Source organism: Microbacterium wangyouchuni, from assembly GCF_054072595.1.
Genome location: NZ_JBSVRM010000005.1, coordinates 103583 through 126997, shown reverse-complemented (window position 1 = coordinate 126997; position 23415 = coordinate 103583). Strand labels below are relative to the sequence as shown.

Below are 23415 nucleotides of genomic sequence, written 5' to 3'. Positions count from 1 at the left end.
TCAGCCGGCCGCACCCTTGCGGGGCTTGAGGAAGCTCTCCGGCTCCTGCTTTTCGCGCTTGGCCGCGCGCTTCTCCTTCGGCGACAGCTTGGCTGCCTTCTTTCCTGCTCGTGTAGTGGGCGTCTTTCCAGCCATCGGGACTCGCTTCCCCTTTCGGGCGGTTGGGCGGGTGTCACCACTGACCATAGCCAGTCCTGCAGGTAAGTCAAATTTCCCGATGAGAAGGAAAAAACGTGCTCGCGAAACCGGCGCGCTCACTCGGAGCCACTACGCTCAGAACGTGCTCGATACACTCACCGGCTTCGCCGTTGTCGCAGTCGCGATCGCCGTCGGGTACATCCTCGGCCGCATCGATCTGCTCGGCCCGCACGCACGTCACGTGCTCAGCCGGCTGACGTTCTTCGTCCTGTCGCCGTTCCTGCTGTTCACGGTGCTCTCTCAAGCCGACGCATCCATGCTCTTCTCCGCGCTGCTGCCGGCGTCCGCGGTCGCGGCCGTTGCTGTGATCGCTCTGCACACGCTCGTCGCTAGGCTCGTTTGGAAGCGGAACGTCGGCGAGACGCTGATCGGCGCCCTGGCTGCGGGCCAGGTCAACTCGAACAACATCGGCATTCCCCTCTCGCTCTACCTGCTCGGAAGCGCTGCCTATCCCGCGCCGGTGATCCTCATGCAGCTCCTGGTTTTCACACCGATCTCGCTGACCATTCTCGACACCATCACGGGTGGTCGAACCTCCCCCATCCGCACCGTCGTGCGCACGGTGACGAATCCGATCATCCTCGGCTCCGTGCTGGGAACTCTCGTCTCCGTGATCGGTATCGATCTGCCGCCGATCGTGATGGAACCGGCAACACTCCTGGCCAACGCCTGCGTTCCCGTACTGCTGATCAGCTACGGCATCTCCTTGCACGGGCAGAAGGTTCTGGGCACCGCAGGCCACCGCCGTGATGTGCTGCTGGCCAGCACTCTGAAGCTGCTGGTGATGCCACTGATCGCCTGGGTGGTCGCACAGTTCCTGTTCGGCCTGTCGACCCACGAGGTGCTCATCATCGTCGTGCTCGCAGCTCTTCCCACCGCGCAGAACGTCTTCAACTATTCACAGCGCTACGATATCGCCGAGCCGATATCCCGCGACACGGTGTTCATCACCACGGTCGGCTGTGTGCCGGTACTGCTCATCGCAACACTGCTGCTGGGCTGACTGGCGCACTTCTGGCAGAGTGTCGCCATGAGCAGTCTGCGCATCCTGCATCTCAGCGACACCCATTTCGCCGGCGACGGCGGCCGCCACTACGGCGTGGTTGACACCCGTGAACATCTGCAGCGGGCTTTGTCGCACGTAGGTCATCTGCTGTTCGATCTCGTGGTCATCTCGGGAGACGTGAGCGACGACGGCTCCGAAGAGTCGTACCGGCAGGTTCACGATGCGGTGCTCCCCTGGGCTCTGGCGCGAGGTGCGCGCCTCGTATTCGCGATGGGAAACCATGATCGTCGGGACACGTTTCGTGCGGTCCTCGGTGGCGGACAGCCGGATGCCGGTGAGCAGGAGCTCGCAGGCATCGACCTCGATCGTCCGGTGGCTTCAACCGCCGAGAGCAGTGGATGGCGTGTGATCGTGTTGGACAGTTCGGTGCCGGGCGCAGGCTACGGGCGGGTGGATGCCCCCCAGCAGCAGTTCCTGCGCGACGCCCTGTCCACGCCCGCCCAGCACGGCACAGTCGTGGTGATCCATCATCCGCCGGTTCGTGCGCACACTGACCTGCTGCAGGCTCTCGCGCTCGACGAGGAAGACGCCCAGTCCCTCATCGACATCACGCGCGACACGGATGTGCGCGTCAGCCTCTCCGGCCACTACCACGCGCCAATCGTCGAATTCGTCGACGGCGTTCCCGTAGTCGTCACCGCAGGGGTGGCGAACGTCTCCCGCACTTTCGCCGACGCTGCCGAGGAGTCGGCGATCGATGCCTTCGGCGGCGCGTTGGTCGAGATCGATGGCGCACGCGTCCGAGTAGTGCCGTTCCTCGAACGTCTGACGCCCGATGACGAAGTCTTCCACTTCGATGCCCAGGTCGTCGAGCAGATCATTCAGGATGCCGGTCGGCCGCACTGACACCGGAAAGCGAAGAAGCCCCGCCTGTCGGCGGGGCTTCTTCTTACTGTCTCAACACAGTGTGGACCTAAGGGGATTCGAACCCCTGACCTCCTCGATGCGAACGAGGCGCGCTACCAACTGCGCCATAGGCCCAAGAACCTCAGCTAGATTATCACGCCGGAAACAGGGACAGCGACGAGGGCGCGATCACCCGACAGCGCGGCGGGTGAGCAACTGGCGCACGTGTTCTTCGATCTCCGCGTCATCCACAAAACCCATCTGCGCGTATGGCGAGGCTTGGGCGGCAGGAAGAGCAACCGGTGCCGGCGGCCCCATCTGCTCGGCGCGCTCACGCAGGCGCGCGACGCGTTCGGCACGACGCAGCTCCTGGGTGGCTTCGATCTCGGCCCGCGCGGTATGGGTGAGCGAACCGCTCACCGAGGCCATCGGCGCAGGCAGCGGCCGTGGCGTCCACGTTGCACGCCCTTGGTCATGCAGCGGCGGCGAGACGCGCGGTGCAGTGTCGGTGGCGACGCTGCGCACCGGAAGGCGATCGATGCGACGTGCCACAGCTGTCATCTTCTGCAGTGTGACCGCGGCCACCAGAGCGAGTGCTCCACCGAGCCAGATCATCAGCTGCGCGCCGCCGGTGACGACCTGCCAGATTCCGAGCCCTGCCAGCACAAGACCGGCCAGCAGCAGCACGGTCGCCGTCATCCGCACTGTGCGGCGGGCACGAGCCTGACGAACAATGGGATCCGCTCGAGCGGCAGCAAGCTCGGCGCGCAGACGCACGAGCTCTCCAGCTTCTTTCTCGGACTGCAGCCGTCTTGCCAGCTTCTGCTGGGCGAGCGCAGTGCGGGCGTTGAGTTCGAGGTGCACCTCGCCGGGTGTCTCACTCGTCTCCGCCAGCACACGCAGTGCCTGATTCAGTCGCACCGCGTTTCTTTCTGACGAGTTGTACTGGTACCTGCCGCGCCAGGAGGGCAAAAGGTACAGCATCCAGAGCAACACCGACACAAGGACGATGACGCCCCCGCTCAGTACTGGCCCGTTCATAGGGACAACGGTATGCGACCGTGACCGGCCTTCGCCTCACCGGCGTCGCGTGTCGTTCCCGGGATTTCAGAAAACTCAGATCGAAAGACGATCAGACGGCGGAATGCTGGCAGCTTCCTGCGGCGCTTCGCCACTGATCCAACGACGCAGGACACCCTGGGGCACATCTTCGCGAGTCAACGCGAAGGCGTAGTGGTCACGCCAATCGCCGTCGATGTGAATGTACCGACGCCGCAATCCCTCGTACCGGAATCCGAGTTTCTGCACCACCCGCAGACTCGCGATGTTCTCCGGGCGAATGCAGATCTCCATCCGATGCAGCCCGAACTCGTTGAAGCACGCATCCGTCGCCAGGGCCACCGCTGTCGGGGTGATGCCGCGACCGGCGAAACGCTCACTCACCCAGTAGCCGATGGTCGCCGAGCACAGCGAACCCCGGGCGACGCCCCAGACATTCAGTTGCCCGGCGATCTCACCGTCGTATTCCATGACGAAGGGATACCCGGCACCGTCGCGGTACTGCTGCAGCAGTCGCCTGATCCCGAAGCGCATATCGAACGACGCGACACCGTTGGGAATCGTCGCTTCCCACTGCTGCAACCAAGTGCGGTTCTGCAGCAACTCGCGTTGCAGCACACGTGCATCACGCGTGCGGACGAGCCGCAACTCGATCGGCCCGTGACGACGCCCCGGCAACAGATCCATCCGACCCTCGAGACTGAACGCCTACAGGCGTTCGCCGAACGCCTTCAACCACGGACGAAGGTCTGGTCCGAGGTCTTCACGGTCAGCAGCGAGCTGAACGATCGCCTTGATGTAGTCGACGCGGTCTCCGGTGTCATAGCGGCGTCCGCGGAAGACCACACCCACAACACCGGGGCCGTTCTCGTCTGCGGCCAGCTCCTGCAGAGCATCCGTCAGCTGGATCTCGCCACCCTTGCCGGGCTTCGTGCGCTCGAGAATCGGGAACACGGATGCCGGCAGCACGTAGCGACCGATCACGGCCAGGTTAGAGGGAGCTTCTTCTTTGGACGGCTTCTCCACCAGTCCGGTGACACGAACGACATCATCCGAATCGGTGGGCTGGGCAGCGGCCGCGCCGTACATGTGGATGTGGTCGGGATCGACCTCCATCAAAGCGACCACTGCTGCGCCGGTGCGCTCGTGCTCCGCCATCATCGTCGTGATCAGCTCGTCGCGCTCATCAATAAGGTCATCGCCGAGCATGACCACGAACGGACTGTCACCGACGTGGGTCTTGGCGCGCAGCACTGCGTGCCCCAGCCCCTTCGGCTCGCCCTGGCGAAGGTAGTGAATGTCAGCGAGGTCACTGGACTTCATAACGTGCTTCAGGCGATCGAGGTCGCCCTTCTCCGTGAGCCTGACCTCGAGCTCCGGGACAGAGTCGAAGTGGTCGGAGATGGCGTTCTTGTTGCGTCCGATGATGACGAGGATGTCATCGATGCCCGCGGCCGCTGCTTCTTCCACCACGTACTGGATGGCCGGCTTGTCGACTACCGGGAGCATCTCCTTCGGCATGGCCTTGGTGGCAGGCAGGAATCGCGTGCCGAGACCCGCCGCCGGAATGACTGCCTTCATTGACTGTTTTCCCATTTGGCCAGCTTAGCGGCGAGGCGCACCATGCCCGACACGTAGACTCGAAACATGTCGACAGACATCGAACAGCAAAAGCGGGCACTGCGTGCAGAATTGCGCGAGCGCCGGCAGCTGCTTTCTGACTCGCAGCGCGAAGCCGCGGCATCCGGCATCGCCGAACAGCTCGACATCCTTGTGAACACGCGCAATGCGCAGTCGATCTCATGCTTCCTGTCCACGACCACGGAGCCGGGAACCCGGGACTTCGTCACCGCCGCTGTCAAGCGCGGCATGCGGGTACTTCTCCCCATCACACGCGCCGACGGATTGCTGGATTGGGCCGTGGCAGACGACTCGACACAGGTCGCCGAGGGCCTGTTCGGTTTGCCCGAGCCGCAGGGTGAAGTGCTCGGTCCGATCGCTGTCAACGACGTCGACCTCATGATCATCCCCGCCGCAGCGATCGACTCCACCGGCACACGGCTCGGTTGGGGACGCGGTTATTTCGACAAGACCATCGGGTCCATGGAGAAATGCCCTCCGGTGTATGCCGTGATCTATGATTCCGAGATACTCGACTCCCTCCCGCGGGAGATGCACGATCAGCCGGTTGACGGCATCGTGACTCCTTCCCGCATCCTCACCCTGTCGCCAGCGCGACACTGAACCACCTGAAACGAACATGCCTACCTACGCCTACGCCTGCACCGCGTGCAGCCACGCTTTCGACGCCGTCCAGAGCTTTTCCGACGATGCCCTCACCATCTGCCCTGAATGCGGCGGCGCCCTGCGCAAGCAGTACGGGTCGATCGGGGTGACGTTCAACGGTTCCGGTTTCTATCGGACGGATTCCCGGAGTGGCTCTGGTGCAAAGCCGAATGGTTCGGCATCATCGAAATCGGAGTCGCCGACGAGTTCCACTCCGGCGCCTGCGTCGGCTCCTGCCTCAGCCTGAGGCAGCATCGATAGATGGGGGTTCCCATGTTTCAGGGATTCAAAGAATTCATCACCAAGGGCAATGTCATCGACCTTGCCGTCGCGGTCGTTATCGGCGGCGCGTTCACAGCCATTGTCAACGCGGTGGTGTCGAGCATCATCAACCCGATCGTCGCCCTGTTCTACCAGCCCGACGCGTCCGGCAACATCGGCCCGACACTCACCGGAATCTACGGCCAGCAGGTGACCTTCCCGCTGGGAGACCTCATCAGCGCGATCATCAGCTTCCTCGCTGTCGCGCTCGTCGTCTACTTCGTTTTCGTTGTGCCGATGAACAAGTACAACGAACGCAAGGCCGCGCGAAACCCTGCGGTCGAGGAGGACACCCTGCCGACCGAGCAGGACCTGCTCATCGAGATCCGTGATCTTCTCCGCAAGGACAGCATCCGCTGAACGCAGGACCACAGCGTCAGGCCCTCATCTCCTTCGGGAGGTGGGGGCCCTTCCGTATCGTGGGGGACCTTCAGTAGTGCGGCGGAACGTCGCCGAGCATCCGGTCATCATTAGGACCGCGCCCGGTGATCTTCTCTTTGGCCGGCGCTTTATGCGTGACCACGTCCGGAGAGGTGTCGGTGCCGGCCACTGCCGTCAGTCGCGCACGACGGCTTCCCGTCACCCGGACGATCCGCTGACGCGGACTCTCCTCAGGGTTGTGCTCACCCATCGAGATCGGGGAGGTTGATCGGCTGCGTGTCGGTTTCGACCTTCGCAGCATCCGCCGCGATGCCGAGCACAGCTGCGATTCGGGATGCCGCGGTGACCGGGTCGCTGTACAGATCAAAGGCGTGCACGCGTACGTAGTGCCAGCCGAGTCGGCGCAGCACGTGCGGGCGCAGTCGCAGGGTCTCACGCAGCGAGTCACCCAGCGTCTCGGGGTCACTCTCGATCACAACGGCCTTGCCGTTGTACTGCGCCACCAACGGCAGCAGGCCGCGATAGTCGACATCGACGAATGCCCCGAGGCGCCGCAGTTCGCGGGCAAGCGCCAGCGTCAGCGGGTCGGCGAGGTCTTCCAACCGTGATTCGCGGCTGCGTGAGGCCAGTCCACCAAGAATCGACATCAGCGTGGATGCCCCGTGCATGAGGCGTCCGTCATCGAATGCCGACGGGCGAATGGACGACACCAGAACCATCGAGCGCCGGGCCCTGGTCATGCTGACTGTCAGCAGCCGCTCACCGTCCGGTGTGGACAGGTCTCCGAAATCGCTGAGCACGCGGCCGTGCTTGGTGAGTCCATACCCCAACGAGAAGATCACACGATCGCGGCTCTCTGCCACTGACTCCTCGAGCGTGAGTACCGCGAACGGCTCTGCCGTGTAGCGTCCGACGAAATCGGCAACATCGGAGCGGCCGGCGAACGCCGACGTCACCGCTGCACGGATGCGCTCGGCGTGCTTCGCGCTGGCGGTGATCACCATGAGCGACTCGGTCGGACGGTGCACTGCATGCTCGACCACCAGCGTGACGACGCGCGACACCTCAGCGTTCGGGCTCTCCACGGCCCCAGAGATCGGGTCGGGTGCTCCGACTCCGCCCTCGACGTAGTCGACTGTGAGGCTGCCCCGACCGAGGTATGAGCCGGCCCAGGGCAGTGAGACGATCTCGCCGCCGTAGAAGGCGTCGTTGATCAGTTCGGCAAGGTCTTCTCCGCCAGCGCGGTAACTGCGCGTCAACGTCATCACCGGGAGTAGTTCGGCGAGGCGCTCGAACACACTGACCTCGTCGAACGGCACCTCCGCTTCCCATTCGGTATCGGGGTCCACCGCCATCGTGAACGGCGTCGGGCGCTGCGTCACCGGGTCGCCGAACGCGACGACCTGGCGTGCCCGGCGAATCGCGGGGGCGGCCTCAGCCAGGTTGATGGCGGCAGCGTCGGCCAGCAGCACGGTGTCGAACTCCACAGAGTCGGGGATCTCCGGCACCTGGTACGGCGAGGAGAGCCAGGCCGGTGCGAGCACGCTCATCAGGGTCGACGCCGCCGACACGATCTCCGCTGTCGACGGGGTGCCCTGCGTCAGCGCACGACGGAGGTTCTGCGACTCAGTGGGCTCATCGACAATGGCGATGCGCCACTGGTTGGCGAGCTGCCACGCGAGCAGGGGCCCACCCATCGCCGCATGTGCTTCGTCTACGAGGCGGAAGTCTCGTTCGAGTCGATCGACGACTGCGGTGTTCGCTCCGAGCAGTGCCCGGTTGTCTTGCAGTGCACGCTCCAGCAGCGATTGCCACCAGGCGAACTCCAGCTCTTCGGCGACCTGTTCTTCAGACACGTGGCGCACCGAGAGTTCTGCCAGCAGCGGCTCGAGTCCCAGCGTTGCGAGCTTGTCGCGGATGGTCGCACGCTCGACCAGGTTGTCGAACACATCCGAGCGGGCAGCGAGCCCGGCAAGCGTGCGCTGAACCCGTTCGATCGGGAGGGTGGCCAGCGGCTCGCGCCGTCCGAGTGCAGCGTCGAGCTCTGCGAGCTCGGCACTCACCCGCCGCCAGGATCCGAGCACGTCAGACAGTCCGAGCGGAATTTCGGGCGCAGCACCGGCATCGACGTAATGCTGCCACTGGGTGCGCTGCTGCTGGATGCGCAACAGCGCCTCGTGCATTTCCGGGATGTGCACGCCGGGCCGTACATACTCTCGGGCGAGGCGACGCAGGCGTCGGCGGTTCGCTCCGGACAGCTTCGGGGCATCGCGGCGGGAGCCATGCGCCTGAATCAGCTCGCCCAGCGGGCGTTCGAAAACAGTCGGGCTGAAGCGGTCGAGCGAGTCCCGGATGCCCTCCAGAAGGCTCAGATACTCCCCCAGCTCGTCAATCGTGGTGAACGGACGCATGCGCGTCTGCGAGATGAGCTCGAAACCTCGCTCCAGCAGTGCTGGAACGCTTGACGCGTGCAGCCGACCGGCAAGCTCGTGTGCGGCGCGTGCTGACTCGGTACTCGTGAAGCTGACGCCGTACCAGGGCGAATCATCCGGTCCGAAACGGAATTCACCGAGGCGCGCGGCCTGCACGAGCGCGGCGGCGGCGTCACTGCGGTCTCCCGACAGCCGGCGCAGCGTCTCAGTGCTCAGTCGCGCAGTCGTCGACGGCGGCACCGGCAGCAGGGCCAGGCGCGTGAGGTTTCGGGTGGCATCCAGCACGGATGCTTCAAGTCCGGCGATCGGCGCCGTCAGCGCCTTACGGTAATCGAGCAGCACGGCCCGAAGGCGCACGAGTGCATCATCGACATCGCTGACTTTGGGAGCGGTCGCCTTCTCGTTGCGCCCGATCGCGCGGACGAGATCACGACGGATGCTGGCGGGCGAGACCGCGAGGCTGTCCAAACCGATTCCCGCCAATCGGTGGCGCACACCATCGAGCGTGGAGCGCCGAGCAGACACGACGAGCACACGCTTGCCGGCCCGCACCAGTTCACCCAGGGCGTTGATGACGGTCTGCGTTCCGCCGGTTCCCGGAAGGGTCGAGACGACGAGCGAGTGGCCCGCGGTGATGCGTGCCAACACCGACTCCTGCTCGGCGTCGGCATCGAGCAGGAGCGTGTCGGATGCTGGTGCGCGCTCATCCGGGCTGGTGCTTCGCGGCGCGGGACGGGCAGCGGTGACCTGCTCACGATCGTCGACGTGCCCGGCGAGGGCGTTCAGTAATTGGTGATCGAGGCTAGTGCTGTCGCGCGACATCGATGAGGCAATGTCGGCGAAGGTCGATACGACCAGGCGCGGCAGCACCGTGAAGGTATCGATCGATTGGGTGGCTGCGCGCAGATGATCGATGACCGGCTGCGGTTTGAAGATGCCACTGTCGTAGGCGAGGGCAGCCAGTGCCTCCGCGTCGATGGTGATCCCGAAGTGCTCGCGCGCAACGCTCACCAGTTCCGGGTTGACGGTGAAGGATCCCTGCAGCTTCAGCTCGAAATCAGCATGGTGCCGCCGGATCGCAAGCGGACGCAGCAGCACGGGAGCGGCGAAGTCGGCTCCGCCGATGCGCCACCCGGCCAGCCCCACGGCCAGATGCACGGCGTCGACGCCGCGCACGGTGCGCAATTCCGTGTGCTTCGCGGTGATCCGCTCCGCAGCCAATCGCGCAGTTCGCAGCCCGACCTCGTCACGGAAGAGGTTGGACAGCAGCGTCGATTTTCCGGTGATGAACTGCGGCAGGCTCCCCGGATGAGCCTTGGAGATATCGATCCCACCCTCGACGGTGTCGCGGTACGTGATCAGGGGTGAGGGGCCACCAAGGTCAGCGGCCTCGGCGCGAAGCCGAGTGCGTTCGGCGTCGGCAACGTGAGCGAGCGCGATGGCGGTGTGGTCATCATGCTGACCATCAAGCGTCATCGCGGCATCCGCAGCCTTATCTTCACGTCGCCACACATAGAACACACTAAGCTCCGCAGGTGCGCGATCCCTGTATCCCCGGCGGGTTTCCTCGGATTGAGCCACTTTTTCTCCACCGATCATGCCCTTTCCCAGGTTCTCCCCCATCCGCGCGATCAGCACCTCAAAAGTTCGGTCTGCACGTCAGGATGGGGTGATGACATTCCGCTACGACTTCGCACCCACGCCCTTCGGCGATGCGCTGGTGGTCTTCTCCGACGAGGGGATCGTGCGCTTCGACCTCTCAGAATCAGCAGACCCTTCCGTTCCCTGGCTGCTGGAGAGCATCTCCGCGCGCCTTCGCAGTGTGCCCGTGGCAGATCCGGGTGCGGCCGACGAACTCGCTCATCTGCTCGATGACTACTTCGCCGGCTCCCCCGTGCGCTTTGATGAGCTTGTACGGCTCGATTGGCGCCTGGTGAACGGTTTCCACCTGTCTGCCCTGCAGACGATCAACACAATCGAATGGGGCGAGACGATGAGCTACGGCGAAGTCGCCGCCCTCGCCGGCAGCCCCGGTGCCGCCCGCGCAGTCGGAACGGCGTGTCGATTGACGCCCTTCTCCGTCCTCGTTCCGGTGCACCGGGTCGTGCGCTCTGATGGCACGCCGGGGCAGTACGGTGCTCATCCCGAACACAAGCGCTACCTGCTTGATCTCGAGAAGCAGTGAGGCGATACCCGGCGAATGGTAGGGTCGACGCTACGAAACGGGGAACAGCGATGTCTCCCGAAAGCAGGCAGTCGATGAACACCACGATCACACTCGATCCCGATACCGACCTCGTCGCTCAAGCAGTGCGAGAGCTCTCTGCGCGCACCCGGTTCCCGGTCGCGTTCGGTGGCCTGATCGAAGACGGCATCGTCTCGGTGACCAGCATCGTCGGAAACCGCACGCACAGCCTGGAAGGCCTGAAGGTGCGTCCCGAACGCGGCCTCGGCGGACGGGCAATGACCGAGTTGCGACCGCGAATGACCAACGACTACGGAGCGTCGCTGCACATCACCCACGATTACGACGGTTTCGTGCTCGGCGAAGGATTGCGAACACTGCTGGCGCTTCCGATCATTGTCAACGGTCGCTCACGCGGGGTCCTCTACGCCGGGGCATGGAGCGAATCGCCGATCGGCGGTGTCACCACCGCACCGGCGATGACAATCGCTGATTCCGTGGCATCCGAACTGCGAATCCGCGACGAGGTGGACCGACGCGTGGAGTCGATGAACCTGTCGACGTCAGCCTTCACCACCTCCGATCGAGAACAGCTGCGCGAAAGTTTTGCCGAACTGCGCAGCATCGCCGGAGAAGTCGATGAACCGGCGCTGCGCGAGCGTCTTTCCCGGCTCGAGAATCAGCTCCTCGCGGTCGCCGGTGAGCAGGCGCCTGCGACGACCGGCGCGATCCCCACGGTTCACCTGTCTCCACGCGAGACCGATGTGCTCGCCTGCGCGGCGTTGGGATGCACGAACGCCGAGATCGCCGCGCAACTCGGATTGCGGGCGGGCACGGTAAAGGCCTATCTGAGCACAGCGATGTCGAAATTGGATGCCTCCACCAGGCACTCCGCCGTTACTCGAGCACGCCGCGCCGGGCTGCTGCCGTAACCACGCTGTTTACCGCGCACCGATTGTCCTCGACAATTGCCTCATCAGTGACAAGTGAATTGTTTACACGTAAGCTGGCGAAATGGCTCGACGTATTGTGCACCAGTTGGTTGACGACATCGATGGAACGGTACTCGGAATCGGCGAGGGTGAGACCGTGCTTTTCTCCCTCAATGGCACCGCTTATGAGATTGATCTCACATCAGCGAATGCTGAGGAATTCCGCGAAGCAATGGCACCTTATGTCTCTGCGGCGCGACGCTCATCAGCATCCGCCTCGCGTGGGACGACCCGCAAGCGCGCGACGAGCTCGCCGGAAAGCGCCCTGATCCGGGAATGGGCACGTGCTAATGGGCACGCCGTTTCGGAGCGTGGCCGTATTCCTGCAACGTTGGCTGAGGCGTACCGCGCAGCGCACTGATCATTCCTCGCGAGCCCACAGTTCGTCTGTGATCGCAATTTCGCGAGTCATATCTTCGAGAAAGCGAATCACCACTTCTCGCTCATCGGAATTCAGCCGTGCCCCGGAATAGAACCGCTTTGCCTGCTGGCGCCCGACCGTCTCCATTGCCGCCTCATACGTTTCGGGGGTAATCGTGATGGCCAGCGCTCGACGGTCGGTCGGGTGCGGTGATCGCACGATGTGCACCCCCTTCTCGAGCCGGTCGAGCAACTTCGTCGTAGACGCGCTGGAAATGTTCAGGTGCTGGGCGATAGCCCCCGGCGTGGCGATTGTGCCACGGTTGCTGCACACGATCAAGAAGTGCAGAGCGCGCATGTCGGTCTCGTTCAGCTTCATGTAGCGACGAGACGCTTCGGACAGGCGCTGCTCCGCTTCGCGCAGCGCACCCAGCGCAGCCATGACACGTGTGACTTGAGCGACCTCTTCAGCCGCCATCCCCGAACGATCCACAAGAGTTCCGCTCGGATCACTCGCATCGACGTCATAGATCGGCGGTGACGTCTCCAGGTGTGCGGCGTCGGGCCCCGGGGAGATCATCTTCACCTGCATCCTCCGGCCGCGAACCGTGCGCCGGCATTTTGCATCACTCTACACATGATGATTAGATGCTAGCGTTATTACTTGCTTGGCTAACGAAATCGATGACGTGGCCGTTCCGCCGCTTGCGCCATCTTGCTGAAGGGCTTCTCCATGACTTCTCCGGATTCTCTCCGAAGCGACACCCCGCGACGACGTGTGCGGCGGCGCTCCTGGCTGCGCGTGCTCCTGCCCGCCATGCTGATCATCGCCTGGCTTGCCGGAGCGGGGCTGGGCGGGCCGCTGTTCGGCAAGGTGGGCGAGGTGTCATCGAACGATCAGACGAGTTATCTGCCGTCATCGGCGGATGCAACCCAGGTGCAGAACCTCCTCGGCGAGTTCAACGACTCAGACGCGATCCCCGCGATCGTCGTCTTCGTCGGTGACGGTGAACTCGACGAGAATCAGCTCACCGCGATTGCGGATGCTGTCGCCGCGGCGCCCGACATCGAGGGCGTGGCCGCTGAGGTCTCCCCCGCCATCCCCTCCGAAGATGGCCGTGCAGTTCAGGCATTCGTCCCGATCTCCAGCGACGCCGACCTCGGCGATGCGGTCGCGGCGCTCGGAGACGAGCTTCGCAGCCAGGCGCCCGATGGGGTCGTCGTCTATGTGACCGGTCCTGCAGGATTCTCCGCCGACCTAGTCGCCGGCTTCGCCGGAATCGACGGCCTGCTGCTGGGTGTCGCGCTGCTCGCCGTGCTCGTCATCCTCATCCTCGTATACCGGTCGTTCCTGCTTCCCGTGGTCGTCCTATCGACGAGCCTGTTCGCCCTGTGCGTCGCGCTGCTGGTTGTCTGGTGGCTGGCCAAATGGGAGATTCTGCTGCTGAGCGGGCAGACCCAGGGAATTCTGTTCATCCTTGTCATCGGCGCGGCGACGGACTATGCGCTCCTGTTCGTCGCCCGGTTCCGAGAAGAGCTGCGCAGCACCCAGGACAAGGGCGTTGCAACGATGGCTGCGTGGAAGGCATCGCTGGAGCCGATCGCGGCATCCGGTGGAACAGTGATCGCCGGGCTGCTGTGCCTGCTCCTGAGCGATCTGAAATCGAACAGCACACTGGGCCCGGTGGCCGCGATCGGCATTCTGTTCGCCATGCTCTCAGCCCTCACTTTGCTGCCGGCATTGCTGTTCACGTTCGGTCGCGCGGTGTTCTGGCCCCGGCGCCCGGCGTTCGAGCCGGATGTTGTCGCGGCTGAGACCGGCGTGGCGACGAAGGGCCTGTGGGCGTGGTTGGCGCGCGGCATCCAGCGCCGCCCGCGCCTGATCTGGATCGTGACGACCCTCGTGCTCGTCGCGGGTGCGGCAGGGTTCACTCAGTTCAATGCGTCGGGCATCCCGCAGTCGGACCTGGTGCTGGGCGCTTCTGAGGCGCGCGATGGTCAGGTGGCGCTCGGCGAGCACTTCCCCGGCGGATCCGGAAGCCCCGTGTACGTCGTTGTGGCCGAGGACTCACTGCAGGACGCTGCCGATGTTCTCCTAGCCAACAGCGGCATCGACTCCGTCGCTGTGTCTGCCGCAGACTCGCCCAGTGGTACTGCGAGCGTGGATGCTGATGGCATCACGGCGTTCGGCCCTCCGGGATCGCCTGCCCCCGAGCCGACGGTGGTCGATGGTGATGTGATGTTGCAGGGCACGCTGACCGACGCCGCCGATTCCGATGCTGCTGCTGAGACGGTTCGCGAACTGCGCGGCGAGCTGGCTGACCTCGATGCCCTCGTGGGCGGCGTGACGGCGACCTCTGTCGATACGAATGATGCCTCAATCCACGACCGCAACCTGATCATTCCGATCGTGCTCGTCGTCATCCTCGTCATCCTGATGCTGCTGCTGCGCTCGGTGCTCGCACCCGTGCTGCTGATCCTGACCACGGTGCTTTCGTTCGGTACAGCGATGGGCGTGTCAGCACTGGTGTTCAACGGTGTCTTCGACTTCCCGGGTGCTGACCCGGCCGTGCCGCTGTACGGATTCGTGTTCCTCGTGGCGCTCGGCATCGATTACAACATCTTCCTGATGACGCGCGTTCGTGAGGAATCTATCAAGCACGGCACCCGCGAGGGGGTGCTGCGCGGACTCTCGGTCACCGGCGGCGTGATCACCTCAGCGGGCCTCGTGTTGGCTGCGACCTTCGCCGCACTGTCGGTGATTCCGATCCTGTTCCTGGTGCAACTGGCATTCATCGTCGCCTTCGGTGTGCTGCTGGACACCTTCGTCGTGCGATCGCTGCTGGTGCCCGCGCTCTCCTACGACATCGGCCGCTCGATCTGGTGGCCGTCGAAGCTGGGCCGCGGCAAGCGCTGAGCTCAGGTGAAGGCGGGGATCATCGACACGACGAGCCCGATGATCCCCACGCCGGCGAAAACGATGCCGAGGGTTGCCAAGAGCCGGCGCAGCATCGGTGCGGTCATCCGCACATGACCGGGGCTTCGCACACTGACGAATCCCTCGTGCCATCCGTCGGCGACGTTCTCGCGCTGGGTGAGGGGGCGTTCGCGGAAGTCGCCTCCGGCAAACCAGCGGGCGATCGCTTCCCCATCACGTTCGATGACGGCGATGTCGACCGGTTCCCAGCGCCCTTCGGCGAGCGCGATCATGCCAGCGACGATGAGGAGCGGGATGCCGGCGCCGAGACCGATCCAAGACAGCACCTCGCCGACGGCTGCAAGGGCGTCCAGTGGGCTCACCTGTTCATCGTAGAAGACGTGGCGGCCTAGTCCGGCATCGGGGATCAGTCAAGAGGGTCGTGAACGCTGTTCGGTGGACGTAAGGTCGCGGACACCAGCGAAAGGAACTCTCATGTCCAACCCTCCCTTCCCCCCTCTGCCCCTACCCGATGACGATCGCATCACTGACGAAGGCGTAGCCGAACCCGGTGTCGACGACATGGCGACAATCGAGCACGATGGCGAACGCGTCGTCGATCCTGACATCGATCCCGCCCAGGTTGACAGCGCCGCAGCAGATCGAATGGCATCTGGCGCACCGACAGAAGAAGGTGACCTGTGAGCGGCATCGAAGACCAGGGTATGCGCCCTCCTGGCGTCGAGCAGGCACCCGTGGAAGAATCCGAAGATGCGGCAGAGCACACAGAGACCGGGCAGGTCCCGGCCGGTCGGGCCGGTGCCGATTCCGGCTCAGCGGACAGGGTGCGCATCGATCCGGATGATGAAGCCGAGATCCCCGACGCGTCGCGAATGAATGACGCCCCGGGAGTCGGACCTCGACCGCCTAAGCCGTAGTTGTTGCTTCGATGTGCTCATCGATGAGCGTGATGCCACCCGTGGAGTGAGCAGAATTCGCCAAGTCCTCCACCCATTTCCGACTGATGTCCGACGGCTCGACGGAGTCGAACACGAACCGGAGTGGAATCGAAGGGTGTAGCCAGATCGTGCTACGACCACTTACTTCCCCTTCGGGGTGACGCCACGAGAGAGTGAAGCTCTCGCTGCGACGCAGCTTGGTGGCCACGACGATCTTCAGGTGCGCGAGCGCACGATCTTCGATATTGATGGGTTCATTCGAGTCACCGTAATAAAGACTTCCCATGAGCGTCCTGGCCTTTCATCACGCGCAGCTGAACTGCCGACCGTGCGGGGTCGTGCGTCACCATTGAATCTAGCCTCTCCGGGTCACCGTGTCCTCATCGGCGAATGTCGCGCGCCGCGGCTGCCTCTTTTCGATCTCGGCGAACGCTCTTCGCGATCCGCGTCGCGTCTCTGAGCGGTACCTGCACCTGCGTCTCGGCGTGGATGCCCGCTTGCAACTGTCGCACGCGCTCCACTTCCGCATCGAACTCCGCACCCAGAAGCAGGGCCATATTGGCGATCCACAGCCAGAGCGCGATGATGATGACACCGGCGAAGGCACCGTAGATGCGATCGTACTCGGCGATGGTCGATACGTAGAGGCGGAAGCCGAGCGACGCCAGCACGAGAGCCACAAGCGCAATGGCGGCGCCGAGACTCATCCACCGGAACCGCGCCGGCCGTACGTTCGGTGCGAAGTAGTACAGGAAAGCCAGCACGAAAACGACGACGATGGCCAGAAGCGGCCAGCGCACGATACGCCAGACGAACAGCGCCGTTTCGCCCAGACCGATCGCACCACCGATCGCTTCCGCGATACCGCCGGACACGGCCAGAAGCGCGGCAATGGCTGCAACACAGACGATGATCACCAGTGCGATCAGGAGCTGCCCGATTTTCAACTTCGCGGCTGTGCGCCCCTCAGCGACCCCGTAGATGCGATTCATGCCCCGCCCCAGCGCTGCAACGTAGCGCGCGACAGCCCACAACGTCAGTGCGAGGCCGAGCACGAGCACGATGCCCGACAGACGCGCATCAGCGATCTGACCGATCACGTCGCGGATCGCTTCCGTCGAGGCATCCGGAACCAGGGATTGCGCAACCGCGCTGATTATTCGGGCTGTTTCCTCCCCACGCCCGAGCAGGCTCACCACGGAGAACGCGACCATCGCAGCCGGCACCAGGGCGAGCACTGCGTAGAACGTCAGACTCGCGGCGACGTCAGGACACTCGTCTGTACCGAAGGCACGAAAGGTACGCCGGACAGCGAGCTTCCATGAGCGGCGTTCGATCTGCGCGGGTGACCCTGGTTTTTCGGAGCGATTCAACGGCATGACAGGCTCTCCTTTTGTTATCAGGATGGCAGTCCGGATCCGTTTCGCTTACTCCCTTGACACTCCACGCGCTCTCGCCGTAACGAACTCGGTCATCGATTCTCGTTTGTCAACCCGGTTCGACCCGGGCGCCGGGTGCGCGAGGGTTGACGGATACCCAGAGGAGAGAATATGAGCAACTCAGATCAGCCCACCGCAGACCGCCCGGATGAGCCGGACACTCCCGACGAAGAGGAGATGCCCTCCACAGAAGACCTCCAGGAGCCGAGCACGGAGAAAGAGCCCGGCGAGGAGCCCAAGGCGCCAGAGCGGACCGAACCCGAGCCAAGCCACGAGGCCGTCGGCATCGGGATCATCGGACGCCCTCAGGTGGAGCCGGAGTCTTCCGATTCCTGACCCAGCCGAGTTAGTCGAGGACAAGTTCTCCGTGAGCGTTGAGGATCTCCATTATGTGCTCGACCCTCTTCGCGTCGATCACGGGCTTGTTCGGTTCGTCGAACGCAAGGACCAGAGGGATGCTCGGATGCATCCAGATCGTGAGACGACCGGCAGGACCATTCTCGTCTCGCAGCCATGTCATCATGAAGCTCTCGTGACGACGTAGCTTCGTTCCGATCACAATTTTGACGTGTGCCAAGGTCTCATCGTCGACAGTGATCGCAGGGCGAGAGCTGTTGTACTCGAGTGTTCCCCTGAAATGAACGCTACTCGGGCAAGGATCACGGGGGCTTCTAGAGTCTGTGAAGATTGTGCCCCTGGAGGGACTCGAACCCCCAACCCTTTCCTTAGGACGGAACTGCTCTTCCATTGAGCTACAGAGGCTGACCAGACCAGTCTAACCATTCGCGCCAGCGCTGTTCCTCGCGCCCTACGCCGCCAAAGCCAAATACGGCTCCCAGCATGGGTCACTGCGCTCGGTGCCGCGGACAGTCCACGCTGTCCCCCGCGGCGGACGCGGATTGAACCGCAGTTGCCAGTGCATCTCCTGCGGGGTGCGATTGCTTTTGACGTTGTTGCAGCGCAGGCAGCAGGCGACGAGGTTCTCCCATGAATCCGCCCCGCCGCGAGAACGTGGAAGCACGTGATCGATCGTGGATGCCGCGCCCCCGCAGTAACCGCATCGATGGTTGTCCCGTCGCAGAACACCGCGCCTGGTCACCGGAGCGCGCCGGCTCATCGGAATGCGCACATAGCGGGAGAGGATGATGACGGCCGGTCGATCATAGGCGCCCTGGGCAGCCCAGACGGGATCGTCTTCGACCCGCTCGACGACAGTGGCTTTCTCATTCATCACAAGCACCAGCGCTCGTTTGAAGGAGACCACCGCAAGCGGTTCATACCCGGCGTTAAGAACAAGTGTGCGCATTGTCATCCTCTCGATCCGCCGGGACGGCTTCCCGGCACTCTCGACTCACACGACGCCACATGGACGACAGAGGAAAGTACGCAGGAACCAAAAAAGGCGCCGTCTTTACAGACAGCGCCTTTCGCACACGACAAGCTCAGTGCATCCCTGCGGGCAATGCCGAAGAACGTAACGACCGAGTGCATCCATGGTGCGGATGCTCGGTATTCGTTCCATCGGCTTTCTCCCATCCGTGCGACGACGGGTACAGGCTAACCCATCGTGCCGACAGATGACGAAACAGCAGGTGAACAATTCGGCGCGTGTCGTGCCCGAACAGCAGAGAGGATCAGCCGGCGTTAGCGCGCAGCCACGCGATCGGCTCCATCAGCCCACCGTTGACGCGCACTTCGAAGTGCAGGTGGTTCGCGGTGGAACGACCGGTGCTGCCGACGAAGCCGATGAGCTGACCGGCTGCGACATACTGACCGACCTGGACCTGACGCGAACCGTAGACCATGTGACCGTAAACGCTCGAGGCGACCTGACCACCGATGACGTGATCGATCATGACGGCGACACCGTAGCCACCGATGCTCTCCGCGGATGCGCGAACCGTTCCGGCCGCGGTGGCGTAGATCGGGGTGCCCTGTGGTGCGAGCATGTCGGCGCCCTGGTGCGCACCGCCGACGGTGCGACTGACGTTGTACGAGCCCTGCGGAAGCGGATAGCGAACTTCGCCAGAACCGGGTGAGACCAGTTCGTAGTTTCCCGTGTTGATACTGACGCCCGGTGAAGCGACGGATGCAGCGGCAGCGGCAGCTGCGGCCCGTGCAGCAGCGGCCTCTTCAGCCTTCTTCTTCTCGATCTCCTCAGGAGTCGTCGCCGCGTATGTACCGCGATCCAGCGGCGACGCCGTCGCCTCGGATGCGACAACCAACGACTGAGCGTCATCGAATGCAACCTGCTGCAGAGTTGCCGGAGCATCCGCAGAGGGAGTCGATGAGGCAGCGAATGAGGGAAGAGCGATGCCGGCAACCAGAACACCTACTGCTCCGAAGATCGCCATCGATCGCATCGGCTTAACCATCTTGCGAGCCGCGTCGCGGGTGACCACAGTGCGGGGTCGCTTGGCGGCCTTCTCAGTCGTGTTCGTAGTGGTTTCGATATCTAGGGCCAAAAGGTGATCCTCCTGCGCCTCGACGCTCGGGTTGCGCTGGCTCGTCGGCACTCTGCTTCTCGTGGCACTTGCTCGGGGCACTTGGTGCGATCTGTCCGAGAAGATGACGAGCCGGTGAGGCAATCTTCTCGGTTCTGCCGCCAACGGGCTTCTTCTTTGGCGACCTGTCCGAGGTTACCGGATGATAACGATTCTGTCACCCTGGGAACCTGACAATCCCCCGTCAGGCCGGTTCGCCCACGAGGAAGATGTGTGAAGCCAGTTCAACCGGCAACTCCAGGCTCTCTTCATTGCCGTCCATCTCGATGAGCACATAGCCCTCGTTATAACGGTAGTTTCCATGAGCGCCAGGCACGACTCCTGCGTCGCGCAACTGCTCGAGCAGCTCGGGATCAACCTGGGCAGGCTCGGCGAGACGACGAACTGTTCCCTCGGTCGACTCACCCGCAGCATTGAGCTTTGCGACCAGCCCGATCACGCCTTCGTCAAACACTCGCGCAGGCGCGCCGCCGAGCTGATCGAGTCCGGGGATCGGATTGCCGTACGGCGACTCGGTCGGGTGTCCGAGCAGTTCGATGAGGCGCCGCTCGACCTGTTCGCTCATCACGTGCTCCCAGCGGCAGGCCTCGTCATGAACATAGGCCCAGTCGAGCCCGATCACATCGGACAGCAGCCGCTCCGCAAGGCGGTGCTTGCGCATGACGTTGACGGCCTTGCGCCGACCGGCCTCGGTCAGTTGGAGCGTGCGATCGTCGGACACGATGACGAGCCCGTCACGTTCCATGCGCCCGATGGTCTGCGACACCGTCGGACCGGAATGACCGAGTCGTTCGGAGATGCGCGCGCGCAGGGGAACAATGTTCTCCTCCTCGAGTTCGAGGATGGTGCGGAGATACATCTCCGTGGTGTCGATCAAGTCTGCCATCTGGCCCTCCGGGTCTTCTTAGGTAAGCCTACATTCCCGGCCGGATATCGGCGTCGAGTCACAGTGAAGGTCATCGGTCCGACACGGCCCTAGAATCGACCCATGGCGATCGAGATTCCCCGTGACCTTCTGCCCGTTGATGGCCGCTTCGGCTGCGGCCCGTCCAAGGTGCGCCCAGCGCAGCTTGAGGCGCTCGTCACCTCCGGTGCGAGCATCCTGGGCACATCTCACCGTCAGGCACCGGTGAAGAACCTTGTCGGCAGCGTCCGCGAACAGTTCGCCAGCCTGTTCCGTCTTCCTGATGGCTACGAGATCCTGATCGGCAATGGCGGATCGACGGCGTTCTGGGATGCTGCCGCCTTCGGCCTCATCGAGCGTCGCAGCCAGAACCTCACCTTCGGTGAGTTCGGAGGCAAATTCGCCAAGGCTGCAGCTGCCCCGTGGCTGCAGGCACCTGACGTGCGAAGCGCCGAGCCTGGCTCGCTCATCGCTCCCGAAGCGGCCGACGGCATCGATGTGTACGCCTGGCCGCACAACGAGACCTCGACCGGCGTCGCAGCCCCCGTCGAGCGCGTAGCCGCCGATGGCGCGCTGACCGTGATCGATGCAACCAGCGCCGCCGGCGGCATCGACTTCGACCTCGCCCAGGCCGATGTCTACTACTTCGCTCCGCAGAAGAACCTCGGATCCGACGGAGGCATCTGGTTCGCCGCGGTGTCACCTGCTGCAATCGAGCGGATCGAGCGGATCGCGGCATCCGACCGTTACATCCCCGAGTTCCTGAGCCTGAAGAACGCCGTCGACAACTCGCGGTTGAATCAGACGCTGAACACGCCCGCCCTCACGACACTGCACCTGCTGGATTCCCAGCTGAAGTGGATCAACGACAACGGCGGTCTCGCCTGGGCCGGCGCACGCACGGCTGAGTCGTCGCAGGCGCTGTACGAGTGGGCAGAGGCATCGGCTGTGGCGACGCCTTTCGTAACGCGCCCGGAGCACCGCTCCCCCGTTGTCGTCACCATCGACTTCGACGAGAGCATCGACGCGGCGGCCATTGCTAAGACTCTGCGCGCGAACGGCATCGTCGACACCGAGCCGTACCGCAAGCTCGGCCGCAACCAGCTGCGCGTCGCGACCTTCGTCTCGATCGAGCCGGATGACGTGCGCCAGCTGACGCGTTCGATCGACTACGTCCTCGCGAACCTCGGGGCGTAAGCAGGACGGTCCGACGGAGGACTACTCCTCTTCGTCGGACTCCGATACGTCCGCGTGGGTTACTGAATCGTCGAGCTCGTCGATGTCGACGCCGTCGAGGTCACCGGCGTGCAGCACGCGCGACTCCGTCACGTCATCGTCGTCGTCGTCGTCGTCGTCGTCGTCGAGATCGTCGTCATCGTCGTCGTCGAGATCGTCGTCGTCGAGATCGTCATCGTCGAGATCGTCGCCGTCGAGATCGTCGCCGTCGTCATCGGATGCTTCGACTGTCCCGGCCTCCGCGGCCTCAGCCGCAGCCTGCTCGGCGAGCTCTACCTGGTGTGCGCGATACTCGGCGAGGCGCTCGGCCCACGGCACCCATTCCGGGGCCAGCAGCGCACCGTCGTTGGGCAGCAGCTCCAACTCGAGCACGGTGGGCTCAGCATCCTCAACGCGGGCGAGCGTGACAGTCCAGTACCACCCCGGGTAACCGGACAGACGGTTCTCGAAACGCAACGACACCGATCCGTCATCCTCAAGCAGGTAGCCCGCGGGCGGACCGACAGTCGAGGCAGGGGTGATCTCGTGCAACGCCGCGAGCGCGACATCGTGCGCGCCGATCAGGCGAGCATCCGGCTCAGGCGTCGAGGTCATCAGCGACCTTACGCAGAACTGCCGCGATCTTGCGGCTCTGACCGTTCGCTGGATAGCGCCCACGGCGCAGGTCGCTGCCGATCCCATCGAGGAGCTTCACCAGATCCTCGACGATGATGGCCATGTCATCAGCGGGCTTACGCTTCGCCTTTGCCAGCGAGACCGGAGCCTCGAGAATCCGCACCGAAAGCGCCTGCAGACCGCGTTTGCCGTCGGCGACGCCGAACTCTACGCGGGCACCTGCCTTCACTGTGGCGTCTGTGGGCAGGGCGGATGCGTGCAGAAAGACATCCTGACCGTCATCGCTGGCGATGAAGCCGAATCCCTTTTCGTCGTCGTAGAACCTGACCTTGCCGGTGGGCATGGAAGAACCTCGCTGTGTGATGGTACTGAAGCAGCCGTGCACATGCGCGACCACCGATCAGCTTACCGCTGTTCCAGGGGCTAGGCTGAGAGGGATGAGCACGCAGAATTCTGGATCAGAGGTTCCCGTCCGCAGGGTCGATCGCATCCTCGCTTACACGGCGCTGACACTGGCTGCGCTCTCCGTCATCTGCTTCTTCGCCATCATCATCGGCAGCGCCGCAGGACTCGATCAGCACGCCTTCAATGCGGGCGCTTGGCCACTGGTCGCCGCGGTTCCGCTGTACGGGCTGCCGATCGCATTCGTGCTGATCATCGCGCTGCTGATCATGAGCTTTATACGGAAGGGACGCGCCGCCAAGCGCTCCTGACC

The 23415-nt window shown here is 63.8% G+C and carries 30 protein-coding genes and 2 tRNA genes; 14 read left to right on the top strand and 18 right to left on the bottom strand.

Annotated elements, in window-relative coordinates; translation table 11 throughout:
• Complete coding sequence (locus ACW5CM_RS10195; RefSeq protein ID WP_438254930.1) at nt 1-135, bottom strand: hypothetical protein; 135 nt, start codon at nt 133-135, stop codon at nt 1-3.
• 145 nt (nt 136-280) lie between these two features.
• Between ACW5CM_RS10195 and ACW5CM_RS10190 the strand changes: the two genes are divergently transcribed.
• Both ACW5CM_RS10190 and ACW5CM_RS10185 read left to right on the top strand, forming a co-directional pair.
• Nucleotides 281-1201 carry an AEC family transporter gene (locus ACW5CM_RS10190; RefSeq protein ID WP_439255929.1) on the top strand — a complete coding sequence of 307 codons (921 nt, stop codon included), beginning with the start codon at nt 281-283 and terminating at the stop codon, nt 1199-1201.
• 27 nt (nt 1202-1228) lie between these two features.
• Nucleotides 1229-2110, top strand: coding sequence for a metallophosphoesterase family protein (locus ACW5CM_RS10185; protein ID WP_457124923.1), 882 nt, complete (start codon nt 1229-1231; stop codon nt 2108-2110).
• A 62-nt stretch (nt 2111-2172) separates the two neighbouring features.
• Here the strand turns inward: ACW5CM_RS10185 and ACW5CM_RS10180 are convergent.
• The 4 genes from ACW5CM_RS10180 to galU all read right to left on the bottom strand — a co-directional run bounded on the left by ACW5CM_RS10180 (nt 2173) and on the right by galU (nt 4765).
• Nucleotides 2173-2245 (bottom strand) — tRNA-Ala (locus ACW5CM_RS10180).
• Between the two features lie 54 nt (nt 2246-2299).
• The gene (locus tag ACW5CM_RS10175; protein WP_438254926.1) at nt 2300-3151 is read right to left on the bottom strand and encodes a hypothetical protein; all 852 of its coding nucleotides are present in this window, start codon (nt 3149-3151) and stop codon (nt 2300-2302) included.
• A gap of 75 nt (nt 3152-3226) precedes the next feature.
• Nucleotides 3227-3856, bottom strand: a complete 630-nt coding sequence (locus ACW5CM_RS10170) for a GNAT family N-acetyltransferase (protein WP_438254925.1) — start codon at nt 3854-3856, stop codon at nt 3227-3229.
• A gap of 21 nt (nt 3857-3877) precedes the next feature.
• Nucleotides 3878-4765 (bottom strand): UTP--glucose-1-phosphate uridylyltransferase GalU, encoded by an 888-nt coding sequence (gene galU / locus ACW5CM_RS10165; RefSeq protein WP_438254923.1) that lies wholly within the window; start codon nt 4763-4765, stop codon nt 3878-3880.
• Between the two features lie 51 nt (nt 4766-4816).
• On the opposite strand from galU, the gene ACW5CM_RS10160 reads away from it, so the two are divergent.
• From ACW5CM_RS10160 to mscL, 3 genes are read left to right on the top strand one after another with little or no spacing between them, the layout of a single operon-like run.
• Nucleotides 4817-5413, top strand: a complete 597-nt coding sequence (locus ACW5CM_RS10160) for a 5-formyltetrahydrofolate cyclo-ligase (RefSeq protein ID WP_457124922.1) — start codon at nt 4817-4819, stop codon at nt 5411-5413.
• 16 nt (nt 5414-5429) lie between these two features.
• Entirely contained in the window at nt 5430-5702 is a 273-nt protein-coding gene (locus ACW5CM_RS10155; protein WP_438254921.1) for an FmdB family zinc ribbon protein, read from the top strand.
• A 26-nt stretch (nt 5703-5728) separates the two neighbouring features.
• Nucleotides 5729-6136 (top strand): large conductance mechanosensitive channel protein MscL, encoded by a 408-nt coding sequence (gene mscL, locus ACW5CM_RS10150; protein ID WP_438255232.1) that lies wholly within the window; start codon nt 5729-5731, stop codon nt 6134-6136.
• Between the two features lie 70 nt (nt 6137-6206).
• Here the strand turns inward: mscL and ACW5CM_RS10145 are convergent, their stop codons facing one another.
• Nucleotides 6207-6407, bottom strand: a complete 201-nt coding sequence (locus ACW5CM_RS10145; RefSeq protein WP_438254920.1) for a hypothetical protein — start codon at nt 6405-6407, stop codon at nt 6207-6209.
• Entirely contained in the window at nt 6400-10065 is a 3666-nt protein-coding gene (locus ACW5CM_RS10140) for an AAA family ATPase (RefSeq protein ID WP_457125046.1), read from the bottom strand. Before ACW5CM_RS10140 ends, ACW5CM_RS10145 begins: the two co-directional genes overlap by 8 nt.
• A 196-nt stretch (nt 10066-10261) precedes the next feature.
• Here ACW5CM_RS10140 and ACW5CM_RS10135 point away from each other — a divergent pair, with 196 nt between their 5' ends.
• The 3 genes from ACW5CM_RS10135 (at nt 10262) to ACW5CM_RS10125 (ending at nt 12127) form a co-directional block, all read left to right on the top strand.
• A complete protein-coding gene (locus ACW5CM_RS10135) occupies nt 10262-10774 on the top strand; it encodes a methylated-DNA--[protein]-cysteine S-methyltransferase (RefSeq protein ID WP_438254918.1) in 513 nt (170 codons plus the stop codon).
• Between the two features lie 74 nt (nt 10775-10848).
• Nucleotides 10849-11706, top strand: a complete 858-nt coding sequence (locus tag ACW5CM_RS10130) for a LuxR C-terminal-related transcriptional regulator (RefSeq protein WP_457124921.1) — start codon at nt 10849-10851, stop codon at nt 11704-11706.
• A gap of 82 nt (nt 11707-11788) precedes the next feature.
• On the top strand, nt 11789-12127 hold the full coding sequence (locus ACW5CM_RS10125; RefSeq protein WP_457124920.1) for a histone-like nucleoid-structuring protein Lsr2: 339 nt from the start codon (nt 11789-11791) through the stop codon (nt 12125-12127).
• On the opposite strand, the gene ACW5CM_RS10120 is transcribed toward ACW5CM_RS10125, so the two are convergent.
• Nucleotides 12128-12706 (bottom strand): MarR family winged helix-turn-helix transcriptional regulator, encoded by a 579-nt coding sequence (locus ACW5CM_RS10120; protein WP_438255229.1) that lies wholly within the window; start codon nt 12704-12706, stop codon nt 12128-12130.
• A gap of 153 nt (nt 12707-12859) precedes the next feature.
• On the opposite strand from ACW5CM_RS10120, the gene ACW5CM_RS10115 reads away from it, so the two are divergent.
• On the top strand, nt 12860-15043 hold the full coding sequence (locus tag ACW5CM_RS10115) for an MMPL family transporter (RefSeq protein WP_457124919.1): 2184 nt from the start codon (nt 12860-12862) through the stop codon (nt 15041-15043).
• Nucleotides 15044-15045: 2 nt separating this feature from the next.
• On the opposite strand, the gene ACW5CM_RS10110 is transcribed toward ACW5CM_RS10115, so the two are convergent.
• A complete protein-coding gene (locus ACW5CM_RS10110; protein WP_457124918.1) occupies nt 15046-15426 on the bottom strand; it encodes a hypothetical protein in 381 nt (126 codons plus the stop codon).
• Nucleotides 15427-15538: 112 nt separating this feature from the next.
• On the opposite strand from ACW5CM_RS10110, the gene ACW5CM_RS10105 reads away from it, so the two are divergent.
• Both ACW5CM_RS10105 and ACW5CM_RS10100 read left to right on the top strand, forming a co-directional pair.
• A complete protein-coding gene (locus ACW5CM_RS10105; protein ID WP_457124917.1) occupies nt 15539-15748 on the top strand; it encodes a hypothetical protein in 210 nt (69 codons plus the stop codon).
• Nucleotides 15745-15981, top strand: a complete 237-nt coding sequence (locus tag ACW5CM_RS10100; RefSeq protein ID WP_438254912.1) for a hypothetical protein — start codon at nt 15745-15747, stop codon at nt 15979-15981. Before ACW5CM_RS10105 ends, ACW5CM_RS10100 begins: the two co-directional genes overlap by 4 nt.
• Here the strand turns inward: ACW5CM_RS10100 and ACW5CM_RS10095 are convergent.
• Together ACW5CM_RS10095 and ACW5CM_RS10090 are read right to left on the bottom strand one after the other, a co-directional pair.
• Nucleotides 15971-16288 carry a DUF7882 family protein gene (locus ACW5CM_RS10095; protein WP_438254910.1) on the bottom strand — a complete coding sequence of 106 codons (318 nt, stop codon included), beginning with the start codon at nt 16286-16288 and terminating at the stop codon, nt 15971-15973. The genes ACW5CM_RS10100 and ACW5CM_RS10095 overlap by 11 nt on opposite strands.
• Before the next feature lie 94 nt (nt 16289-16382).
• Nucleotides 16383-17381: a YihY/virulence factor BrkB family protein gene (locus ACW5CM_RS10090; protein WP_457124916.1), complete on the bottom strand. Its 999-nt coding sequence runs from the start codon at nt 17379-17381 to the stop codon at nt 16383-16385.
• Nucleotides 17382-17552: 171 nt separating this feature from the next.
• On the opposite strand from ACW5CM_RS10090, the gene ACW5CM_RS10085 reads away from it, so the two are divergent.
• Nucleotides 17553-17777, top strand: a complete 225-nt coding sequence (locus ACW5CM_RS10085; protein ID WP_438254908.1) for a hypothetical protein — start codon at nt 17553-17555, stop codon at nt 17775-17777.
• 10 nt (nt 17778-17787) lie between these two features.
• Here ACW5CM_RS10085 and ACW5CM_RS10080 read toward each other — a convergent pair whose 3' ends face one another.
• The 5 genes from ACW5CM_RS10080 to ACW5CM_RS10060 all read right to left on the bottom strand — a co-directional run bounded on the left by ACW5CM_RS10080 (nt 17788) and on the right by ACW5CM_RS10060 (nt 20831).
• On the bottom strand, nt 17788-18129 hold the full coding sequence (locus tag ACW5CM_RS10080; RefSeq protein ID WP_457125045.1) for a DUF7882 family protein: 342 nt from the start codon (nt 18127-18129) through the stop codon (nt 17788-17790).
• Between the two features lie 2 nt (nt 18130-18131).
• Nucleotides 18132-18203 (bottom strand) — tRNA-Arg (locus ACW5CM_RS10075).
• 46 nt (nt 18204-18249) lie between these two features.
• Nucleotides 18250-18747 (bottom strand): HNH endonuclease, encoded by a 498-nt coding sequence (locus ACW5CM_RS10070; protein WP_457124915.1) that lies wholly within the window; start codon nt 18745-18747, stop codon nt 18250-18252.
• A 328-nt stretch (nt 18748-19075) separates the two neighbouring features.
• Complete coding sequence (locus ACW5CM_RS10065) at nt 19076-19957, bottom strand: M23 family metallopeptidase (protein ID WP_457124914.1); 882 nt, start codon at nt 19955-19957, stop codon at nt 19076-19078.
• A 172-nt stretch (nt 19958-20129) separates the two neighbouring features.
• Entirely contained in the window at nt 20130-20831 is a 702-nt protein-coding gene (locus ACW5CM_RS10060) for an iron-dependent transcriptional repressor DtxR (RefSeq protein ID WP_438254902.1), read from the bottom strand.
• A 102-nt stretch (nt 20832-20933) separates the two neighbouring features.
• Between ACW5CM_RS10060 and serC the strand changes: the two genes are divergently transcribed.
• Entirely contained in the window at nt 20934-22046 is a 1113-nt protein-coding gene (serC, locus tag ACW5CM_RS10055) for a phosphoserine transaminase (protein ID WP_438254901.1), read from the top strand.
• 21 nt (nt 22047-22067) lie between these two features.
• On the opposite strand, the gene ACW5CM_RS10050 is transcribed toward serC, so the two are convergent.
• Nucleotides 22068-22679, bottom strand: coding sequence for a DUF3027 domain-containing protein (locus tag ACW5CM_RS10050; protein WP_457124913.1), 612 nt, complete (start codon nt 22677-22679; stop codon nt 22068-22070).
• On the bottom strand, nt 22663-23043 hold the full coding sequence (locus ACW5CM_RS10045; protein ID WP_438254898.1) for a cold-shock protein: 381 nt from the start codon (nt 23041-23043) through the stop codon (nt 22663-22665). The genes ACW5CM_RS10050 and ACW5CM_RS10045 overlap by 17 nt, the downstream gene beginning before the upstream one ends.
• 94 nt (nt 23044-23137) lie before the next feature.
• Here ACW5CM_RS10045 and ACW5CM_RS10040 point away from each other — a divergent pair, with 94 nt between their 5' ends.
• On the top strand, nt 23138-23413 hold the full coding sequence (locus ACW5CM_RS10040) for a multidrug ABC transporter ATPase (protein ID WP_438254897.1): 276 nt from the start codon (nt 23138-23140) through the stop codon (nt 23411-23413).
• Nucleotides 23414-23415: the final 2 nt, after the last annotated feature.